Origin of the sequence: Xenorhabdus koppenhoeferi (assembly GCF_900116635.1) — a bacterium.
Lineage (GTDB): Bacteria > Pseudomonadota > Gammaproteobacteria > Enterobacterales > Enterobacteriaceae > Xenorhabdus > Xenorhabdus koppenhoeferi.
The window spans coordinates 35,241-52,777 of sequence record NZ_FPBJ01000007.1; the positions used below are offsets into that span (position 1 = coordinate 35,241).

At 41.4% G+C, this 17,537-nt stretch carries 17 protein-coding genes; 4 read left to right on the top strand and 13 right to left on the bottom strand.

Annotation, left to right across the window (positions count from 1 at the left end; genetic code table 11):
* Positions 1 to 31: 31 nt before the first annotated feature.
* The 13 genes from pcp to BM329_RS03720 form a co-directional block, all read right to left on the bottom strand.
* Complete coding sequence (gene pcp, locus BM329_RS03655; protein ID WP_092549068.1) at positions 32 to 679, bottom strand: pyroglutamyl-peptidase I; 648 nt, start codon at positions 677 to 679, stop codon at positions 32 to 34.
* Positions 680 to 699: 20 nt separating this feature from the next.
* On the bottom strand, positions 700 to 1,719 hold the full coding sequence (locus BM329_RS03660; protein ID WP_177216178.1) for a DUF979 domain-containing protein: 1,020 nt from the start codon (positions 1,717 to 1,719) through the stop codon (positions 700 to 702).
* Entirely contained in the window at positions 1,716 to 2,444 is a 729-nt protein-coding gene (locus BM329_RS03665) for a DUF969 domain-containing protein (protein WP_092549074.1), read from the bottom strand. The genes BM329_RS03660 and BM329_RS03665 overlap by 4 nt, the downstream gene beginning before the upstream one ends.
* A 558-nt stretch (positions 2,445 to 3,002) precedes the next feature.
* A complete protein-coding gene (locus BM329_RS03670) occupies positions 3,003 to 3,683 on the bottom strand; it encodes a helix-turn-helix transcriptional regulator (RefSeq protein ID WP_092549077.1) in 681 nt (226 codons plus the stop codon).
* A 63-nt stretch (positions 3,684 to 3,746) separates the two neighbouring features.
* Positions 3,747 to 4,436 carry a PAS domain-containing protein gene (locus BM329_RS03675; RefSeq protein ID WP_092549080.1) on the bottom strand — a complete coding sequence of 230 codons (690 nt, stop codon included), beginning with the start codon at positions 4,434 to 4,436 and terminating at the stop codon, positions 3,747 to 3,749.
* A gap of 949 nt (positions 4,437 to 5,385) precedes the next feature.
* Positions 5,386 to 6,564, bottom strand: coding sequence for a MalY/PatB family protein (locus tag BM329_RS03680; RefSeq protein ID WP_092549083.1), 1,179 nt, complete (start codon positions 6,562 to 6,564; stop codon positions 5,386 to 5,388).
* On the bottom strand, positions 6,551 to 8,005 hold the full coding sequence (nhaC, locus tag BM329_RS03685; protein ID WP_092549086.1) for a Na+/H+ antiporter NhaC: 1,455 nt from the start codon (positions 8,003 to 8,005) through the stop codon (positions 6,551 to 6,553). The genes BM329_RS03680 and nhaC overlap by 14 nt, the downstream gene beginning before the upstream one ends.
* 38 nt (positions 8,006 to 8,043) lie before the next feature.
* Positions 8,044 to 9,045 carry a LacI family DNA-binding transcriptional regulator gene (locus BM329_RS03690; protein ID WP_092549089.1) on the bottom strand — a complete coding sequence of 334 codons (1,002 nt, stop codon included), beginning with the start codon at positions 9,043 to 9,045 and terminating at the stop codon, positions 8,044 to 8,046.
* Between the two features lie 231 nt (positions 9,046 to 9,276).
* Positions 9,277 to 9,957 carry a helix-turn-helix transcriptional regulator gene (locus BM329_RS03695; RefSeq protein ID WP_092549092.1) on the bottom strand — a complete coding sequence of 227 codons (681 nt, stop codon included), beginning with the start codon at positions 9,955 to 9,957 and terminating at the stop codon, positions 9,277 to 9,279.
* A gap of 405 nt (positions 9,958 to 10,362) precedes the next feature.
* Positions 10,363 to 10,848 carry a tellurium resistance protein TerW gene (locus BM329_RS03705; protein ID WP_092549098.1) on the bottom strand — a complete coding sequence of 162 codons (486 nt, stop codon included), beginning with the start codon at positions 10,846 to 10,848 and terminating at the stop codon, positions 10,363 to 10,365.
* A 183-nt stretch (positions 10,849 to 11,031) separates the two neighbouring features.
* The gene (locus tag BM329_RS03710) at positions 11,032 to 11,946 is read right to left on the bottom strand and encodes an HpcH/HpaI aldolase/citrate lyase family protein (protein ID WP_092549267.1); all 915 of its coding nucleotides are present in this window, start codon (positions 11,944 to 11,946) and stop codon (positions 11,032 to 11,034) included.
* Positions 11,946 to 13,028 (bottom strand): cysteine protease StiP family protein, encoded by a 1,083-nt coding sequence (locus tag BM329_RS03715; protein WP_092549101.1) that lies wholly within the window; start codon positions 13,026 to 13,028, stop codon positions 11,946 to 11,948. The genes BM329_RS03710 and BM329_RS03715 overlap by 1 nt, the downstream gene beginning before the upstream one ends.
* Positions 13,029 to 13,122: 94 nt before the next feature.
* Complete coding sequence (locus tag BM329_RS03720) at positions 13,123 to 14,277, bottom strand: phosphoribosyltransferase domain-containing protein (protein WP_092549104.1); 1,155 nt, start codon at positions 14,275 to 14,277, stop codon at positions 13,123 to 13,125.
* Between the two features lie 299 nt (positions 14,278 to 14,576).
* Here BM329_RS03720 and BM329_RS03725 point away from each other — a divergent pair, with 299 nt between their 5' ends.
* The 4 genes from BM329_RS03725 (at position 14,577) to BM329_RS03740 (ending at position 17,472) form a co-directional block, all read left to right on the top strand.
* Entirely contained in the window at positions 14,577 to 15,164 is a 588-nt protein-coding gene (locus BM329_RS03725) for a TerD family protein (protein ID WP_092549107.1), read from the top strand.
* Between the two features lie 105 nt (positions 15,165 to 15,269).
* A complete protein-coding gene (locus BM329_RS03730; RefSeq protein ID WP_092549110.1) occupies positions 15,270 to 15,725 on the top strand; it encodes a tellurite resistance TerB family protein in 456 nt (151 codons plus the stop codon).
* A gap of 27 nt (positions 15,726 to 15,752) precedes the next feature.
* Positions 15,753 to 16,781, top strand: coding sequence for a TerC/Alx family metal homeostasis membrane protein (locus BM329_RS03735; protein WP_092549113.1), 1,029 nt, complete (start codon positions 15,753 to 15,755; stop codon positions 16,779 to 16,781).
* Positions 16,782 to 16,893: 112 nt separating this feature from the next.
* Entirely contained in the window at positions 16,894 to 17,472 is a 579-nt protein-coding gene (locus BM329_RS03740; protein WP_092549116.1) for a TerD family protein, read from the top strand.
* Positions 17,473 to 17,537 lie beyond the last annotated feature (65 nt).

A 17,537-nucleotide genomic window follows, 5' to 3' on the forward strand; every position in this document is an offset into this window, starting at 1 on the left:
AATTAGCCACTGGTATTCAGTGGCTATCTTCTCAGTTTGTTGTCCCACCTATAACCTCAATATCCTTTTCGTTTTTCAATGTTGATTTAATAGCTATTTTCAAGGCTGTTGTCATCATTTCTACACCCATACTCGGCTTATTTGAATGTTTTACTGCCTGTTCTGGCAAATAAGGAAGGTGAATAAATCCGCCACGCACAGAGGGGTAATATTGGTTCAGATAATGTTGTAAACCGTACATGATATGATTGCAAACAAAGGTGCCGGCAGTTTGGGAAATTGTTGCGGGAATTCCGGCAAGTCTTAATTCATTGACCACGGTTTTAATGGGCAGGGTAGAAAAATAAGCCGCAGGGCCATCGACAATAACCGGTGTATCAATGGGTTGATTACCAGCATTATCAGGAATACGGGCATCGTTAATATTGATTGCGACCTGTTCTACCGTGATATCTGGCTTACCCCCTGCTTCTCCGGTTGAAATGACCACTACCGGTTTAACTCTCTCAATTGCGGCATAGAGGTGTTCCAGAGAGTTATTGAAAACACAGGGTAACTGGCAGACTTCAACATATGCATCGGCAATCTGGCATCCTTGTAATGGTTTAGTGGCTTCCCACGATGGGTTTATCGTCTCACCACCAAAAGGTTCAAAACCTGTGATTAGAATCATTTTCATGGGAGTTCCTTTTTGTTGTTTTATAAGAACATAAGAAAATAGAGTAAGAACACATTAGTAATCAGTAAAGTACAGCCTGTGGGGATTTGTGCTTTGATAACTGCATTGCGATCGGGCAGTTCCAACAGCGCAGCGGGAACAATATTGAAATTAGCAGCCATTGGAGTCATTAACGTACCACAATAGCCTGAAAACATACCGATGGCAGCCATAACCGCCGGATTGCCACCATGTTGCAGTATCAAAATAGGAATACCAATACCGGCGGTAATGATAGGAAAAGCGGCAAACGCATTACCCATTATCATCGTTAGCAGCGCCATGCCAAAAACATAAGTGACCACAGCGATAAATCGATTATCGACAGCTAAATAATTTTCGGTCAGATGGGAAACCACAGTACCTACACCGGCAACGGTAAACAGCAATCCGAGCGTTGCCAGAATTTGTGGAAGAATAAAGACACAACCAATTGAATCCAGCAGGCGTCGGGTCTCTTGTATTGGCTGTGTAATGGCATCATGGCTCATGCGTAGCGCAATGATTAATCCAATCAAACAGCCAAGTGTAATGGAAAAGAGAGTCACCAGAGTAGAGTGATTCCCTGTTCCAAAAACAGCGTGTTGTAAACCGGGAATATGGTTAAACGCCAGTACGCCAAACATTGTGACAATTGGGATTAGCAATGCTGGCAGAAATAACCGACTACCAAAACGTTGTGCACTTTTTTGCCGCTGTTCTGGTGTGCGTTGATGATAATTTCCCAGACGAACACCATCGAACCCGGCCAGTAGAGCCATAATGATCACCAACACACCAACACCGATATAAGCGATTTTTTGGGCGTAATTTTCATCATTAATCCAGAAAGACACAAAGTGTCCGCTCCATTTCCCCGCAAGAAAGATTAAACCGTACAGCGCCCAGAATAGACCTGTTGTTATGCGGCGGGGGTTAGCTTTATCGCTCCATGACATGATAGCAACAGCTAATAAGAGAAGTCCTGCCAGCACATAGAGGTATTGTAATTGAAACATTATTTCTCCCCCTTGCTGTTTAATCTGGTGTGCTTCAAAGAATTCAGTTCATTGGCAAGGTGGTAATCAAGGCGATATAACCGAACAGAGTGGATCAGGAAAGCACAAATTGCAGTGGGAATTCCCCAGAGGGCGATATGCAGAGGCTCGGTTTGAATTCCACCTGATTCCAGCATGAAATTGTGCATAAAGATAATCGCGCCAAAAGCGACAAAAATATCTTCACCAAAAAACAAACCAATATTATCTGTTGCAGCTGACATGGCCCGAATACGATGACGGACTGAATCGGGTAATTCACCATACTGGTTTTCAGCAGCGCCTTCTGCCATAGGAGCCAGCAAAGGGCGAACCATTTGCGGGTGCCCGCCTAAACTGGTTAACCCCAGAGCGGCAGACGTTTCGCGTATAAACAGATAGATAATCAGTAACCGCCCGGTAGTGACAGTTTTAATATGAGCTATGGATTTCTGGGCTTGCTCTTTTAATCCATGCCTTTCCAGCAGACCAATGATGACCAGTGGAAAAAGGATGGTCAGTGATAAATTTAATGTATTAATAAACCCGGAACCCAGTTTCTCCAGAATATCGATTATCGACATATTGGCGGCTAACCCAGTGATAAGGCCTGCAATAGTGACAACCAGCACAGGATTAAACCTGATGATAAAACCAATGATAATGACGGCGATCCCGATTAGGGGCCAGAAGTTGATAGTGTGCTGCATATATTATTTCCTCTTAGAAATATTTTATTTAATTATTGTTAGTTTAAATTGTGCATGTTGTTGACTGATTGTTCTTATATTGTTTAACAACAAATAGGTTATGATCAAAAATCAGACAGGTGAAATTGGTGTTAAATTCTAAAAATGGAATGAAGATCACTTAATTACTTGCCATTTTTCAATTTTCGATCACACATGAGGTTTCATTTCAGAAATGCTAAAAGCATATTTTTAAAATTTTCATTGATAATGGGAAAACACCAATGCAGGTAAGTACTTTTGCCTGTAGTTGGGATCAATCAGATGCGGATTATATTTAGTGTGTATACACAATGGATTTCAAGTTGCATCGCGACGGCAAGAGAGCAAATCCCCGGGAACATAGATAACTATGTGACCGGGGTGAGCGAGCGCAGCCAACAAAGAGGCAGTTTGAAAGACGAAGTGTATAGACTCTTGTGTCCAGATGTGGCGGGTGCCTAATAGAAACAGAGGGAACTGTCCCCTGTTTCTATTGTGGAGGTTATGGAAATTGTGGAGGTTATGGAAATTTGAGATTTAAACAAGAATACGGCTTTCAGGTTGCAAAAATCTTTCTGGTACATAGAGATCGAAATTATTAAGGCGGCAATATTCTTCCAATTGTTGGGAAGAACTCACACCCGATTTTTTATATATTTGTGCCGTGTAATTTTCGACTGTACGATAAGAGAGGTTTAATATTCTACCAATTTGTTTACTGGTATATTTATGTAAAGAGAGAAAAATGACATCCCATTCTCGCTGGGTAAATAAATGGGTTGGTGGTTGAAACATAATAGATGCAGGAAGCTTTCCATGATATAGGCGAGTTAATGAATAGTCCTGAGCTTTCCACAAGTGGTATATAATCCCTATACAATCACCATTTTCATGATAAATCGGTGATTTTTCACAGAAGTAAGATGATAATTTTTTTGTCTCTCCCCAAATATGTGTTTCGAGTGAAACATATGATTTATCTTCTTTCATAACCTTTTGGTCATGATTAATATATGCTTGTGCAAATTCAGCTCCATCCCAAGGAAGCTCATCATCATGAAGTCCTTCAAAATCAAATGAATCAGAGAAGCCTTTGATCGTACTCAATGCTTTATTACCATAAATAAAACATGAGTTCTTATCCTTTATTCCCCAAGGGTCGTTACTGATTGCCAGTGTGTTAATTATTTGAGGTGAAATGATGGGTTTATTACTCATATCATGATCTCTTTGTTATGTACATAATAATGATGTACTAATAATTATGTGCTAATAATATAGTTAGTTTAATTCTCTGCTGCCAACAGTAACAAATTTTTCAGGAATATAGCGATCGAATTTTTGTTCTTTGCAGAAGTCGCGCAACTCAATATGCCCTGGAAGATTGAATTTTTGGTAGATTGATTGTATATGATTAATTACATCTTCTGTTTTTATCATTAATTCTCTACTGATATTTTCTTCATCCAATAAGCATAAAGTCAAAAATATAATTTCCCACTCAATGTTTGTTAATATATCGCTGGGAGGTGTGAATTCCAGAGTTACCGGAATAGTTTTGTCATAATAATAATTGGTGGAGAAATTTTGAGCTTTGTACATATGAAACGAAATGCCAATACAATCGCCGTTATCATCACAAAGTGGATTTTTATCACAAAGATATGTTTGTTTAACTTTTTGTTTTCCAAAAGGATGAGTTTCCATTGAGGTGACACGTTGCATTGTCTGAATAACTTTTTGATCCTGATGATAAAAGGTTTCTTTATATTCTGACATAGGTGAGGGAAATTCACTTATACTCAGTCCTCTAATATCAAAATTCTCTGATAAGTCAAGGAGTTGATAAAAGGCAGGGTTAGCATAGATGAATCTTGATTGGCGATCTTTGGCACCCCAAGGATCAAGGCTTTTTTCCCACATACGGATTAATTGCGGTGTGATATTATTTTGTCTTTTCATATTATCCATATCAACTATTTAATTGTTAAATAATAATAATTATTATTTTTTGATTATTATTGTAAGAAATTGACCGTATGATATGGCACAACAATTATCCAGTCAAAGACTATGTGTTTATTGGTTAAAAACCAAGTTTATACAATTACTTAAAAAAATATTTACAAATCATATCTAGATATTGGTTTGGGTAAAATAAAATTTTAAAAAGTTGTACTATAAAGATATTCATACGTTAAATAACTAAATAACATACATATTCTTCGTATTTCAATCTGAATCTAACAAATCTGTAACACTAAACCCTTACTTATTGTAATGTAATGACTGATGTTTTTTATTTTTCACAATATAAAAATTGGTAATTAAGTATTTAATACGCTTCCAACATGTCTAAAAATAGCTAAAATTTATAAGTATCTTGTCGGGCGCAAAAGAATTTATGTGGATGTTTGTTATTCTATTTTTACCGTTTGAATTAGTGTATGAATTTAGAGTGAATAGGAATGACATTTTTTATTGGGGTAATGTTTTGCTTTTGTGAACGGCAGTTAAGTTTTTAGTTAGATATTTTTAGTGTTTTACACTAACGCCAGCTCCAGGGAAAAACCTGAAATAATATAAAAATAATTTTAAGATAATATAAATACCTAATGAATCTCAAAATGCAACGCGGCGGCATGGGTGAGAGGCAGAAACCTCTCTTAATCCCTGGGAACATAACGGACTATGTGACTAGAGTAAGTTAAGCCAGCAAAGCTACAATTTGAAAGACAGCGGGTATAACATTTTGAATAATCATATAAAGGAGAGAAATCTTACTTATTAAAGGTGTTTCGTACAAGAATAAACAGGAAGACACTTATTACCTGAAACTTTTTACGAAAAAGTTTCAGGTATGAGCATGGAATTAAATCAAGATGAGTTTCTTGGATATTTTTGTTTTATGATATTAATCTTATTGTGTTAATTGAGCTAATCCGGCAATAGCTTTTTCAAGGTATTGTCGGGGGCAACCTAAGTTGATTCGAATAAATCCTTTTCCTTTATCACCAAAACTGCATCCCATTGAAACTGCTATTTTAGCTTTGTGTATTAACGCTTGTTGCAAGGCATTGTCATCTAAACCTAAATCCCGACAGTCCAACCAGATCAAATATGTACCTTCCGCTTTAGTTATCCGGCACCAGGGAACGGAAGATGCCAAGGCTTTTTCGAACCACTCACGATTCTCAGCCAGATAATCTTGCAGTTGATCAAGCCATGTATCCCCATATTGATAAGCTGCTATCGCTGCAGTCATAGATAATGAATTAAATACATCTAATCCATGAGCATTCAAGCGATCGGTAAAAGCTTCCCGCAGAGAAGGGTTTGGAATAAGGAAGTTAGATATACGCAGTGATGCAAGCCCGAATGTCTTACTTGCTGAGGTGGCGGCGATCACATGATTATGCCATTTACTTCCAAGATGCAATATTGACGTAAATTTTTGTCCGGGCAACAGTAAATCAGCCCAAATCTCATCAGAAATTATCGTCGTACCGTATTTTCTACAGAGTATCAATAACTGGAGTAATTCATCATGATCCCAACATCTGCCCGTAGGATTGTGTGGATTACATAGCAATAGCAAAGGTGGTTTATATTGATCCAATATCTGTTCTAGATGGCTGTGGTCAATTTTGTATCCTTCAGTATCTTCAATAAGCGGATTCTCAATCAGCACCCGATCATTCATCGTAATAATTTTGGCAAACGAACCATAGTATGGCCCCTGAACAATAATGCCTTCTCTCGGTTTACTCAGCATCTGTATCAGTAAAGACAATCCAGGGATAATACCTTCTATTGATGTGAACCATTCCTTATGCAAGGTCAGTTTATGGCGTCTTGAAAACCAGTCTATTGCTGATTGGTAGTAAAGTTCATCGCGTTCGCTATAACCAAAGATACCGTGATCAATTCGAGAGGATAAGGCCTGGAGGACTTCTTTGGGGCATTGGAAATCGAAATCAGACACCCACATTGGTAGAAGGTCAGTTTGATTTAATTGCAGGTACTGATCTAAAAAATCCCACTTAACAGAGCCTGTGTTGTGGCGATCGATTATTTGATTGAAATCAGGCGATTTCACGTTGTATTTCCTTTTTATTCAGCAAGTGTTGCGGTGTGGTTTTTGCAATACCGAAACCAGTAAAGCCATAAATTAGGGCAAAAAAGACAGCGGCATAGCACTGGATTGCCCAAGGTAATAAGTCGAGGGTATTAACACCCAATGTTGTCGCCATATAAATGCCGGCAGAAGTCCAGGGAAGCAAAGGTTCAATGACAGTACAGCCATCTTCTATAGTTCGTGATAGATTTTTGTTGTCCAGCCCCATTCGGTGGTAAGCCCCTTTGAATAGTTCTGCTGGAATGAGGAGAGCCAGTTTTCCATCACAGGTTGCACCAGTTACCAGAATGGTTGTGCCTAGGGTTGCAGCGATGAGTTGCCCCGTAGTATGAACGGCTTGCAGAAGTCGGTTAATAATAACGGTCAAGGCACCAGTGAGTGTTAATGTGCCGGCAAAAGCGAATGCGCAAAATACAAGTAATATAGTACCCATCATTGAGAACATACCGCCACGATTGAGCAGGCGGGGAACATCGCTAACGACACCAGTGGTGCTGTAACCTTGGTCAGAAAACATTGACAGATTGAAACCATCAATTAACGCATTAAAGCCTTGTTTAATCGTAAACCCCTGAAGAGCTACACCGATTGCAATAGCCAATGTGCAGGCAGCCAGCATGACAGGTATCACCGGGCGTTTTGTTACGGCCCCCCATAAAACCAGTATTGGTGGCAAAATCAACAATGCATTGAAGTGATATAGGCTTTCAAGTGATTGTATAATTTCTGTGATTTTTTCAGGTGTCGCTACATTACCTGCCAAGCCTGTATGACCGGCAATAAAATAAACAATGGCAGCTAAAATAAAGCCCGGGATCGTGGTATACATTAAATGCTGTATATGGCTGTAAAGATCTGTGTCAGCGACAATGGCTGCGAAATTAGTTGAATCGGATAATGGTGAAATTTTGTCTCCGAAATACGCGCCTGAAACAACCGCTCCCGCTGCTGCCGCTAAAGATACATCAAGGCCAGCAGCTACTCCCATTAGAGCAACGCCGACAGTTCCGGCCGCTCCCCATGATGTCCCCGTGCAAACAGAAATAACGCTGGTGATAAAGAAAGCGGCAATAAGTATGTATTGAGGGCTGATTAGCTTTAATCCCCAGTAAACCATGTAAGGTATGGTTCCACTGAACATCCAGGTACCAATTAGGCCCCCGACGCAAATCAATATCATGATCACCGGCATCGCTTTAGCTAGCTTTGCCACAATGGCATTGATAATGTCATCCCAGTGATAGCCTTGCCAATATGCTAAAGCTGCTGCGATGACTGCTGATGCGAGTAATAAGACTTCGATGCGCAGACCTAATTGACCATAGCCAATAATTAGCAGAAAGAGCATTGCTGCAATGGGTAGTATAGAGAGTCCCAGATTAAGTTTTTTCTTGTTATCCATATGAAAATTCCAGTTTCAGATAGTTTATTAAAACAAAGTTATTTTATTAAAAAAACGGAATCTCTGATGATGAGTTCAGCAGAGAACATATTCATTTGTGGGGGCAGTTCTTTTTGGGCACTGAGCTGTAATGCTAGATTCGCTGCTCGTTGAGCCATTTGTTCTACTGGATTGCATATGGTCGTTAAGGAAGGATAGAGATATCGGGCTGTGACAATATCATCAAATCCAACGATTGATAGTTGTTCCGGTAATTTGATTTTCCGTTGATGCAGAAATCGCATCATTCCGGCTGCCATAACATCATTGAATGTTACCGCCGCAGTAAAGTTGATGCCGCTGTCCAAAAGTTTTTCTGCTGCCCGTTCTCCACCTTTTTCATTAAATGGAACACTAATAATCCAATCACTAGGGACTGTGATCCCCGTATTCACCATTGCAGTATAATATCCCTCCAGACGGAGCCTTCTATCATCGATTGGTAAATCTGTCGTTACATAAGCAATTTTTCGATGACCATTTTGGAGAAGATAGTTGGTCGCAATTTGGGATGCTCTGACATTATCTAACCAGACGCACCGATTAGCGATGGATGGGAAATACCGATTAATGATCACTAATCCCGGGGTATGCGCAGCATAACGCAATATATCTGTATCGCTCATTCTGCTGATATGGGCGACGATGGCTTCACATCCTTGATTGATTAAAAAATCCAAGGCAGATTTCTCGAGTTCGGCTTGATGACCACCATTACAAACCATAAGCTTGGCTTCGTTTCTCCGAGCGATTTTTTCAACCCCGCGCGCTAAAAGGGAAAAAAAAGGATCTGCCAAATTACCCGTCAGTAAGCCCAACATATTTCCGGATCTTTTTGCCAGTGCAAGTGCAGCAGAATTACGGTGATAATTGAACTCACGCATGGCTTTTTCTACACGCTCACGAGTACCAGGTTCGACATAAGCTGTATTATTAATGACCCGACTGACAGTAGCTACGGATACCCCAGCTTGATGTGCAACGTCTTTCATTGTGGCCATGTTTCTTCCTTTGACAGTTACGTAATGTAAGTGTAACGCGGAATAATAACCTAATTCATTCATATTATCATGAATAGATTTTTGGTATTTTATTCAAATGGGTTACCGGCATTGATTCTATTTTTATATTCGATATAAAATAATTTATTAACGTTATAATAATTGAATGTAAGGCTGGATTCGTTCCCTTGACGTTGCACTGCATTTCTAAATTCATGAGATACATAGGTATCATCTTTCATATAGCAAAGTATGATCTATAGATTTAAAGTATTTTGGTGGAATATAGAGATCATAATTATTTCTTTCGCAAAGTGCTTTTAGTTCAATGATTGAATTTATTGATAATTTTTCATAGATGGTTTTAAAATACCCTTCCAGGGTACGACATGAAATTTTCAGCTCATTAGCAATATATTTATTGTCAAGACCTCGGCAAAATAAAAAAATGATCTGCCACTCTTTCTCTGTCAGTAGATGATTAGGTGGGCTAATTTGAATGGATACAGCAATGTCGTTTTTAATATAATGATGTACTGAAAAATAACTTATTTCTTTTGTGTGGCAAATAATTCCAATACATTGATTGCTTTCATTCATCAAAGGATATTTTTCACAAAAATAGGGTTCGGGTTGTTGATTTTTTTGTTGAAAATAAGCTCCAATAGATGATATTCGTTTCATAGATTTTAAGACTTTACGGTCATGTTCTTCAAAGAGATGAATCGGGTGATTAAATGGTGTTGGTAATTCTCGTTCAGAATAACCTGTAACATCAAAGCCTTCGGGTAAAGCATTTAATCTAATAAATGCCTTATTTGCATATATAAAACGGAGTTTCTTGTCTTTTACAAACCATGCTTCATGACTTTTATCCCACATATTTGTCAACTGAGGAGTGATTTGACTCATATATAGCCTTAAATAGTTATTTAATATAATATTTCCGTTATTTTTCAATTCACTGTTTTGTTGGTTTTATATGTTCTAGTCATATGGTTATCTATGTGATTTTAGATTTATGACAGACAGAATAACGGACTCAATTCAAATAAAATGTGAGGAAAATGTGTTATTCATGTAACCGGTTTCATGGAGTGTGAAAATGTGATTCTCATCGCAATTTTTGTTCTTGCATTGTCAATCCAGATTGTAGCAATGGCTGGCTCATTGGATTTCATGAAAGTAGTTCTCCACCAGCGCGTTAAGCCATTAGATATCTTCTTTACTTCCTCAAAACATACCAAGACCAGGAAATTATTTCCTCCATTCACCTGCTGCGTGTTTTTGATGCCAGTTAAATTCAACTGGCTGGCATTATGGGTTTTTCCGTTTAGGTAAATTACTGTTAATAGTTTCTTTCAACAGATTCTCAATAAATCTGTCCACGACCATTTCAACCACTTCACTTCTGGTTGTCTCAAGCCGATTAGACAAGCCATCAATTTTTCTGATCACTGACATTCTCAGGGAGAGAGAAACAGGCTTTTTCTTCTCTTTATCAAGGAAGACATGGCTGATTGCTTCTTCGGCTTTTAAACTGAGATGCTGAACGAGTAATTCTTCGATCCTTTTGACATCTTTTTTAGTCAGCATCCCTTTATCAACTAGCTGATAAGTATTGCCTATTTTACTAAACTGAACATCAGCACAATAAAGATCCCTCAATTCCCGGAGGGCACGGATCAATGTTGGTTCCGAACAATTGAGTTCCTGGATGATTTTAGCCTTGCTAACTGGTTTGCCATGTGAAAGTAATAAGGTTAACTTGAAATTTCTAAATTGTTTGGGACTGAGCAACATTTTTAATTACCAATCGAGGGATAACAAAACCAAAATTTCCTGCTGTTAACTCCTACTGTTAACTACAAGGATGGCTTTCAGCATAGCCTTTATAACAGTTAAATCAATATCAAAACAGATTAAAAAGCCTTACAGTGCTCCTCGTAGGTTTCAGCGTCTATTCAGCCTCTGGAACTATACTGCTTATGGAACTATTCCATAGTGCTCCGCCCGTTCAAGGATATTTATCGCCCAACGTTGATGAGTAGCTGGTTCACACATGACTCCCTGAGATTTGAAAACCGCCTGCTTTGAATTGAGAATATTAAGCGCATCGGTGTAATCGTGGGCGCTGACCATAAGCGATCGGTGGATACACTCAATCTGATTTGGGTGGATGGCAGTTTTCCCCACCAAACCGTGGGCAATATCCAATACCAGCTCTTTCTCAAGTAGTTTCAGGTCATCAATATGCTCGCAAACCGGTGCCGTCAGAGCGAATCCCCGTGCAGCAAAAACAGCCACCAGCATCTTAATAATATATCCCATCGGCCCGTCATAGAGAGTGAAATCCCGCGAACGCCGCAGGGACATCATATTCATCAGATCATTACCGCCGATACGAAGGGCAATAATTCGCATCTTGCAAGGGTGCGCTTTGAGGGCATCAGCAAGCTGATTCATTTTTTGAACATCAAAGGCCTCTTCTGTCTCCAGCGTGGGCATGATACAAAGATGAGTTGCGCGAATAATTTCCCACCAACCGGCTAACGAAGCGTAAGTAAATTTGGGTAAAACCAGTCCATTAATGGCACTGAGATTCATAGTGGCGATCAACTGTCTTGCCATCATCTCGTTGCGTGGCCGGATAAAAATCAGGGGATGATTACGCTCAGTACCGAAATGCGATCTACCGGCTTCTGCCAGTAACTGGAGAACACCACTGAGATTTTCGATAGCGGCAGGAATATCCTGCTCACTGACCGCATCTTCCAGACAAATAACCAGAGAACGCAGGTCGACAATTTTATTCTGTAGTATAATTTCTGCAATATTTTGACGAGTAGCCGGCATATACAGAGTTGCACCAAGCTGGTGTGGGGAAGGAACAGACATCATCATGCTACCTTCTTAATAATAGTCACTGCACGATATTGACCAATCAGATCACCGACTTCGGTAATAACAACATTTTTTTGGCGCGCCAGATGCACTAAAAGGGCAACATCAGGATCATCTTTTGAACGCACAAGGATATGTTCCGGTACACGTCGTAAGACAGCACGAGTTGCCTCGGCAATACCGGGTTTGATGCGATTAATACTGTCAATTTGGTATTTTTCAGCCAGATTGGCAATCACTGTTTTACTCAATTGCAATAAAGAATGTTTTTCCTGCGGCCGCCAAAAAACGGCTGGAGGTATAACATTCAGATCCAACCGATCACGGCAATCAGCAACTGTATCCACCAGCACGCGGCTACACTCATACGCAATCAGATGCTCACATTTCATGCAGCCATGCAACCCTTTGTCACTCCAGACAGAGCGTGATATCAAACCCGATACCGGCGCTCCCATAATGCCAAAAGGGATCAACCAATCATCATCGCTGGCAGTCAACCATGAACAGCCACAAGGATCAGCCAATACCACCAGGCGAGGAATTCCCGAATATCCTGCCCTTCCCGCCAAAGATCGCGATAGCTCTGTGGTAATCGCCCCTTTGCCTGTCCAACCATCAACAAACACCAGCCCATCGGTACCATGTTGCTGCTCAATGTATGACAGCGCAGCATTATCAATACCTCGATCCCGGATAATACTGACCCCATAATGATAAGAACGCTTGCCCATCCTCCTGAGAGTCTGATGCAGCATAACCCCCAACGGTACGCCAGCCCTGACTAAACTTACCAACACAATCGGCTGGTCACCAAAACGTGACATCAGCGCCTTAGCAAGCATAACAACTTCCGTTGCCAATCTGGTTGCGCCTTGCCCAAGCGCTTTCTCAAACAACTGAAGATGATAAGACGTCGGTGCCGGTTCCTGACTCAGCATATCTGAATAATGGCGGACACCAGACTGGATCAACTGTTCCTTAACATCAATAGATGTCATCTCAATTTGAACAGGTTTTAACAGAAATTGAACATCATCAGAGGCATAACTCCCCGAAAAAAGAGGAAAGCTATTCATTATTTACAGCTCCAAATAAGATTCATCCAATACATTTTTCAATTTTCTGCGGGATTGAAATAACGTGTCATCCAGATCAGTTAAAAAGACGGGCTTAATCATAGGAGACTATCTCTATAACCGGAGAAATACGAGCAAGTTGAGCCAACAAAGCCGGATCAACGGCTGTTTTCGGGGTTTCGAGGCAGAGCAGTATACGGTCAAATTGTTGATGAGCAACATTGTAGAGAAAATTCGGAATACCGAGTCCGTAGTTATCGGTAAACGCCATTACTGATTGAATGGCATGGCCACAAGAGATCGGAGAGCGGGTTGTTGAGCCAAATATCACCGACGCGCCTTCTTTCTCAAGGCGTTCTGCAAGCAGGAACGGCTGCCAGACAAATTCACTGGAACCCAATACAAGTACTTTCTCGTCCGCTGTAGTGTGAATGTCAGCACCGATATCACATTGGATTTCATCCAATCCCAGGCGTCCCCAACTCTGTTGGCCAATAATGCTGACTTTTCCCCGTGCTGTGACATTGACTTGAGGCATAACAGGAACAGGGGCAGAAATATCCGCATCCCATTGCCAATTTCCCTCGATCAGGGAAACCGCAGAGACTGGCAGTGGGCTGCGTTTCATCACCGACTCACCACTCCAGTCAGTCAAGGTTACCATAACAATGCGTTCAATATGCCCAAGTCCCGCGTTACACAACGCTTCCAGCAAGTTGATAAACGTATTGCCGGTTGTTGCTTCATCATCAATTAAAACCAAAGTACGGGCATTCATTACTCGCTGGCGCAACCGGCTTTCTGTTGGCCAGTAAATCAGATGATCTGTTGCGTGGCTGTGGTTTTCCTTAAATTCACACAATAAATCCCCATCAACCGGATGACGTGTCGAAGTCAGAAATACAGGAGCCTCAACCTTATCGTGCGTTTCATGAAATACGCCAGCAGCCAGACCAACCGCCGTTTCTGCCATACCAATATACAAGACGGGACCGGGAAGATTAGCGGGAAACCGCTCGGATAATTGCCGATAAACCGAGCGCATAACTGATGGGCTGACAGGAATATGCCGCCCCAATATTTTACTGACAAACAAAAATGCTCTTTTGGGATTACGGCGTTCGGCAATATCAAACAGCGTCTCCAGAGAGATATATCCACGGGATGCACTTACCGTCAGCGTCCCGCTGTTCAATTTTTTCTGATAAACCTGTTTTTGATCAACGTAAGTGCTATTCAATGCGGCCATGTGATGCCTTTTTAAAAATTCCAGCTTCGATGAAATATGCGCCGCAGTCTAGAGTTGATAATAAAGCAGTGTCAATCATATTATGATTTTTTAGTGCAAAATTTGTTTGACTTTTTTGCATGGAAAAGAAATCATAAAAAATGAAACCAGATTGTTTCCTATCATGCAGTTAACGACGACATACACTGTTTATGGGAATTATAATATGACAAATTTCAGGCTATCTATTTGTCATATTATGATTTTTTAATATGTGAAATTACCGTGATCCACCGACAAACATAATAGAGGTGTTATTAATGGTTTCGTTAAGCAAAAATCAGTCAGTTTCGCTCTCTAAGCAGAGCGCTTCACTGGCTAAAGTAGATTTTGGTCTGGGCTGGGATCCTGTAACTAAAAAGAAAGGCTTTCTGGCGAGTTTATTCGGCGGCGGCAATGATGAAATTGATCTGGATGCGAGCTGCATTCTGCTCGATAAATCAGGTAATGCCATCGATACAGTCTGGTTCGGTCAACTGAAATCTAAATGTGGTTCTGTACAACACACTGGCGACAATCTGACAGGTGAAGGCGATGGGGATGACGAAATTATCCGTGTCAACCTGATCAAATTACCCGCCAATGTTGAATATCTTGTTTTTACCGTTAACAGTTTCCGCGGCCAGACTTTCAATGATGTTGAAAATGCCTTCTGCCGTGTTGTTGACCAAAGCGGTAAAGAGCTGGCTCGCTATCAGTTGCATGAACAAGGTGCCCATACCGGCGTTATTATCTCTTCCCTGCGCCGCAATGACGGTCAGTGGGATTTCACTGCACATGGCGTTCCTTGCCGCAGTCGTACCATTGACGCAATGTATCCGCAGATTGTTGAGACGGTGGTGCGTTAATGAATCTGACACCCGGGGGAAATGCCCCCGTTGCCATATTTGGATGGGGTTTTCGCTGGACATCGGGAAGTAAATAACGGTTATTTTACTCAAACGGAGGGACTTATGTCCTTTTTAAACAAAATCAAATCCGCGTTAAATGCAGGACGTGAAGAGCTGACCAACCAAGTTGGCCGTTTCAAGAACAAAAAGTTCATGGAAGGCACTGTCGCGGTATGCGCACATGTTGCAATGGCAAGCAACGGCATCAGCTCAGAAGAAAAACAGAAAATGATCGGGTTCATCAAAAGCTCCCCTGAATTGAAAGTATTCGATACCGCTGAAATTATCGAGTTCTTTAACAAGCTGGTCAGCAGCTACGAATTTGATGCTGACATTGGCAAAGGTGAAGCCATGAAATTTATCATGGCACTGAAGCAACAACCGGAAGCGGCACAACTTGCTTTGCGCGTAGGTATCGCAGTCGCCAAGAGTGATGGTGACTTTGATAACGACGAAAAGCATGCTGCCCGTGAAATTTGCTTAGCCCTTGGCTTTGCACCGGCTGATTTCGGACTGTAATCGCAGATAATTTAAGAGGCTTATTTCATGGTATCCACGCATATTGGTTTTCCGATGGAAACCGTTGCTGTATTTATTATTCTGTCGGTTGGTGCACTCTTTATCGATCTCTTTATGCATCGTGATGATAAGCCGATTTCGCTGCGTAGTGCCGCACTTTGGTCTATTTTCTGGATCGCGATTGCTTTTGTTTTCGCAGGCTTTCTGTATATTCATCACGGGACGGAAACCGCCAGCCTGTTTGTCACGGGCTATGCGCTGGAAAAAGTACTTTCCGTCGATAACCTGTTTGTCATCATGGCTATTTTCTCCTGGTTCTCTGTTCCGGATCGCTATCGCCACCGTGTCCTGTACTGGGGGATTATCGGTGCTATCGTTTTCCGTGGAATTTTTGTTGCCATCGGGACAAGCCTGTTATCACTCGGGCCGTGGGTTGAGGTAGTGTTTGCGGTTATCGTTGGCTGGACTGCGGTTATGATGCTGAAAAGCGGTGACGACGACGATGAAATCGAAGATTATTCACAGCATCTGGCTTATCGTCTGGTGAAGCGTTTCTTCCCAATCTGGCCGAAACTGCGTGGTCATGCTTTTATACTGAACCAAAAAGAAGTGGACACAGAGCTGGCAAAACAGGAAAACGCCGATGTGAAAGTGGGTCGTGCAGGTAAGGCGGCGCTTTACGCTACGCCACTGATGCTGTGTCTGGCAGTGGTTGAACTGTCTGACGTGATGTTTGCTTTTGATTCTGTCCCTGCGGTGATTGCTGTCAGTCGGGAACCGTTGATTGTATACAGCGCCATGATGTTTGCTATCTTGGGTCTGCGTACACTTTATTTCGTACTTGAAGCGTTGAAAAAATATCTGGTGCACTTGGAAAAAGCAGTCATTGTCCTGCTGTTCTTTATCGCCATCAAACTGGGTCTGAACGCTTCTGAGCACATATTCCACCACGGCTACTCGATTTCGGCGACAACCAGCCTGCTTGTCGTGATTGGGGTACTGGTGGCGGGTATTCTTGCCAGCATGTTGTTCCCGCAAAAAGAAAACGCAAGCTAAATCTGGTGAGCTATACCAATGGATTGCAAGATGCCGCCGACAAAGCTGCAACTTGAAAGATGACGGGTATAAATCTCAACAATTAATTAACAGACTAATAGAGGAAATAACAATGGGTGTATCTCTTTCTAAAGGCGGTAACGTTTCTCTGAGCAAAGAAGCGCCAAGCATGAAAAACGTTCTGATCGGTCTCGGCTGGGATGCCCGTTCGACTGACGGACAAGACTTCGACCTCGACGCATCTGCTTTCCTGCTGACGGCAAACGGCAAAGTGCGCAGTGATGCCGATTTCATTTTCTACAACAACCTGAAATCCTCTGATGGCTCCACCATGCACACTGGCGACAACCGTACCGGTGAAGGAGATGGCGATGATGAATCACTGAAAATCAAACTGGATCAAATACCTGCCGATGTAGATAAAGTGGTATTCGTGGTCACAATCCATGATGCACAAGCTCGTCGCCAGAGCTTCGGTCAGGTTTCCGGTGCTTTCATCCGTCTGGTCAACGATGATACGCAGGTTGAAGTGGCTCGCTATGATCTGACTGAAGATGCTTCTACCGAAACCGCTATGCTGTTCGGTGAACTGTATCGCCACAATGCGGAATGGAAATTCCGTGCAGTAGGTCAAGGCTACGCAGGTGGTCTGGCTTCTGTTTGTGCACAGTATGGTATTAACGCTGCTTAATTTGAGTATTGCTCAACATAAGAGTTTCAGTGTGAAGATTTAATTCGTCAGGTCAGACTGAGATT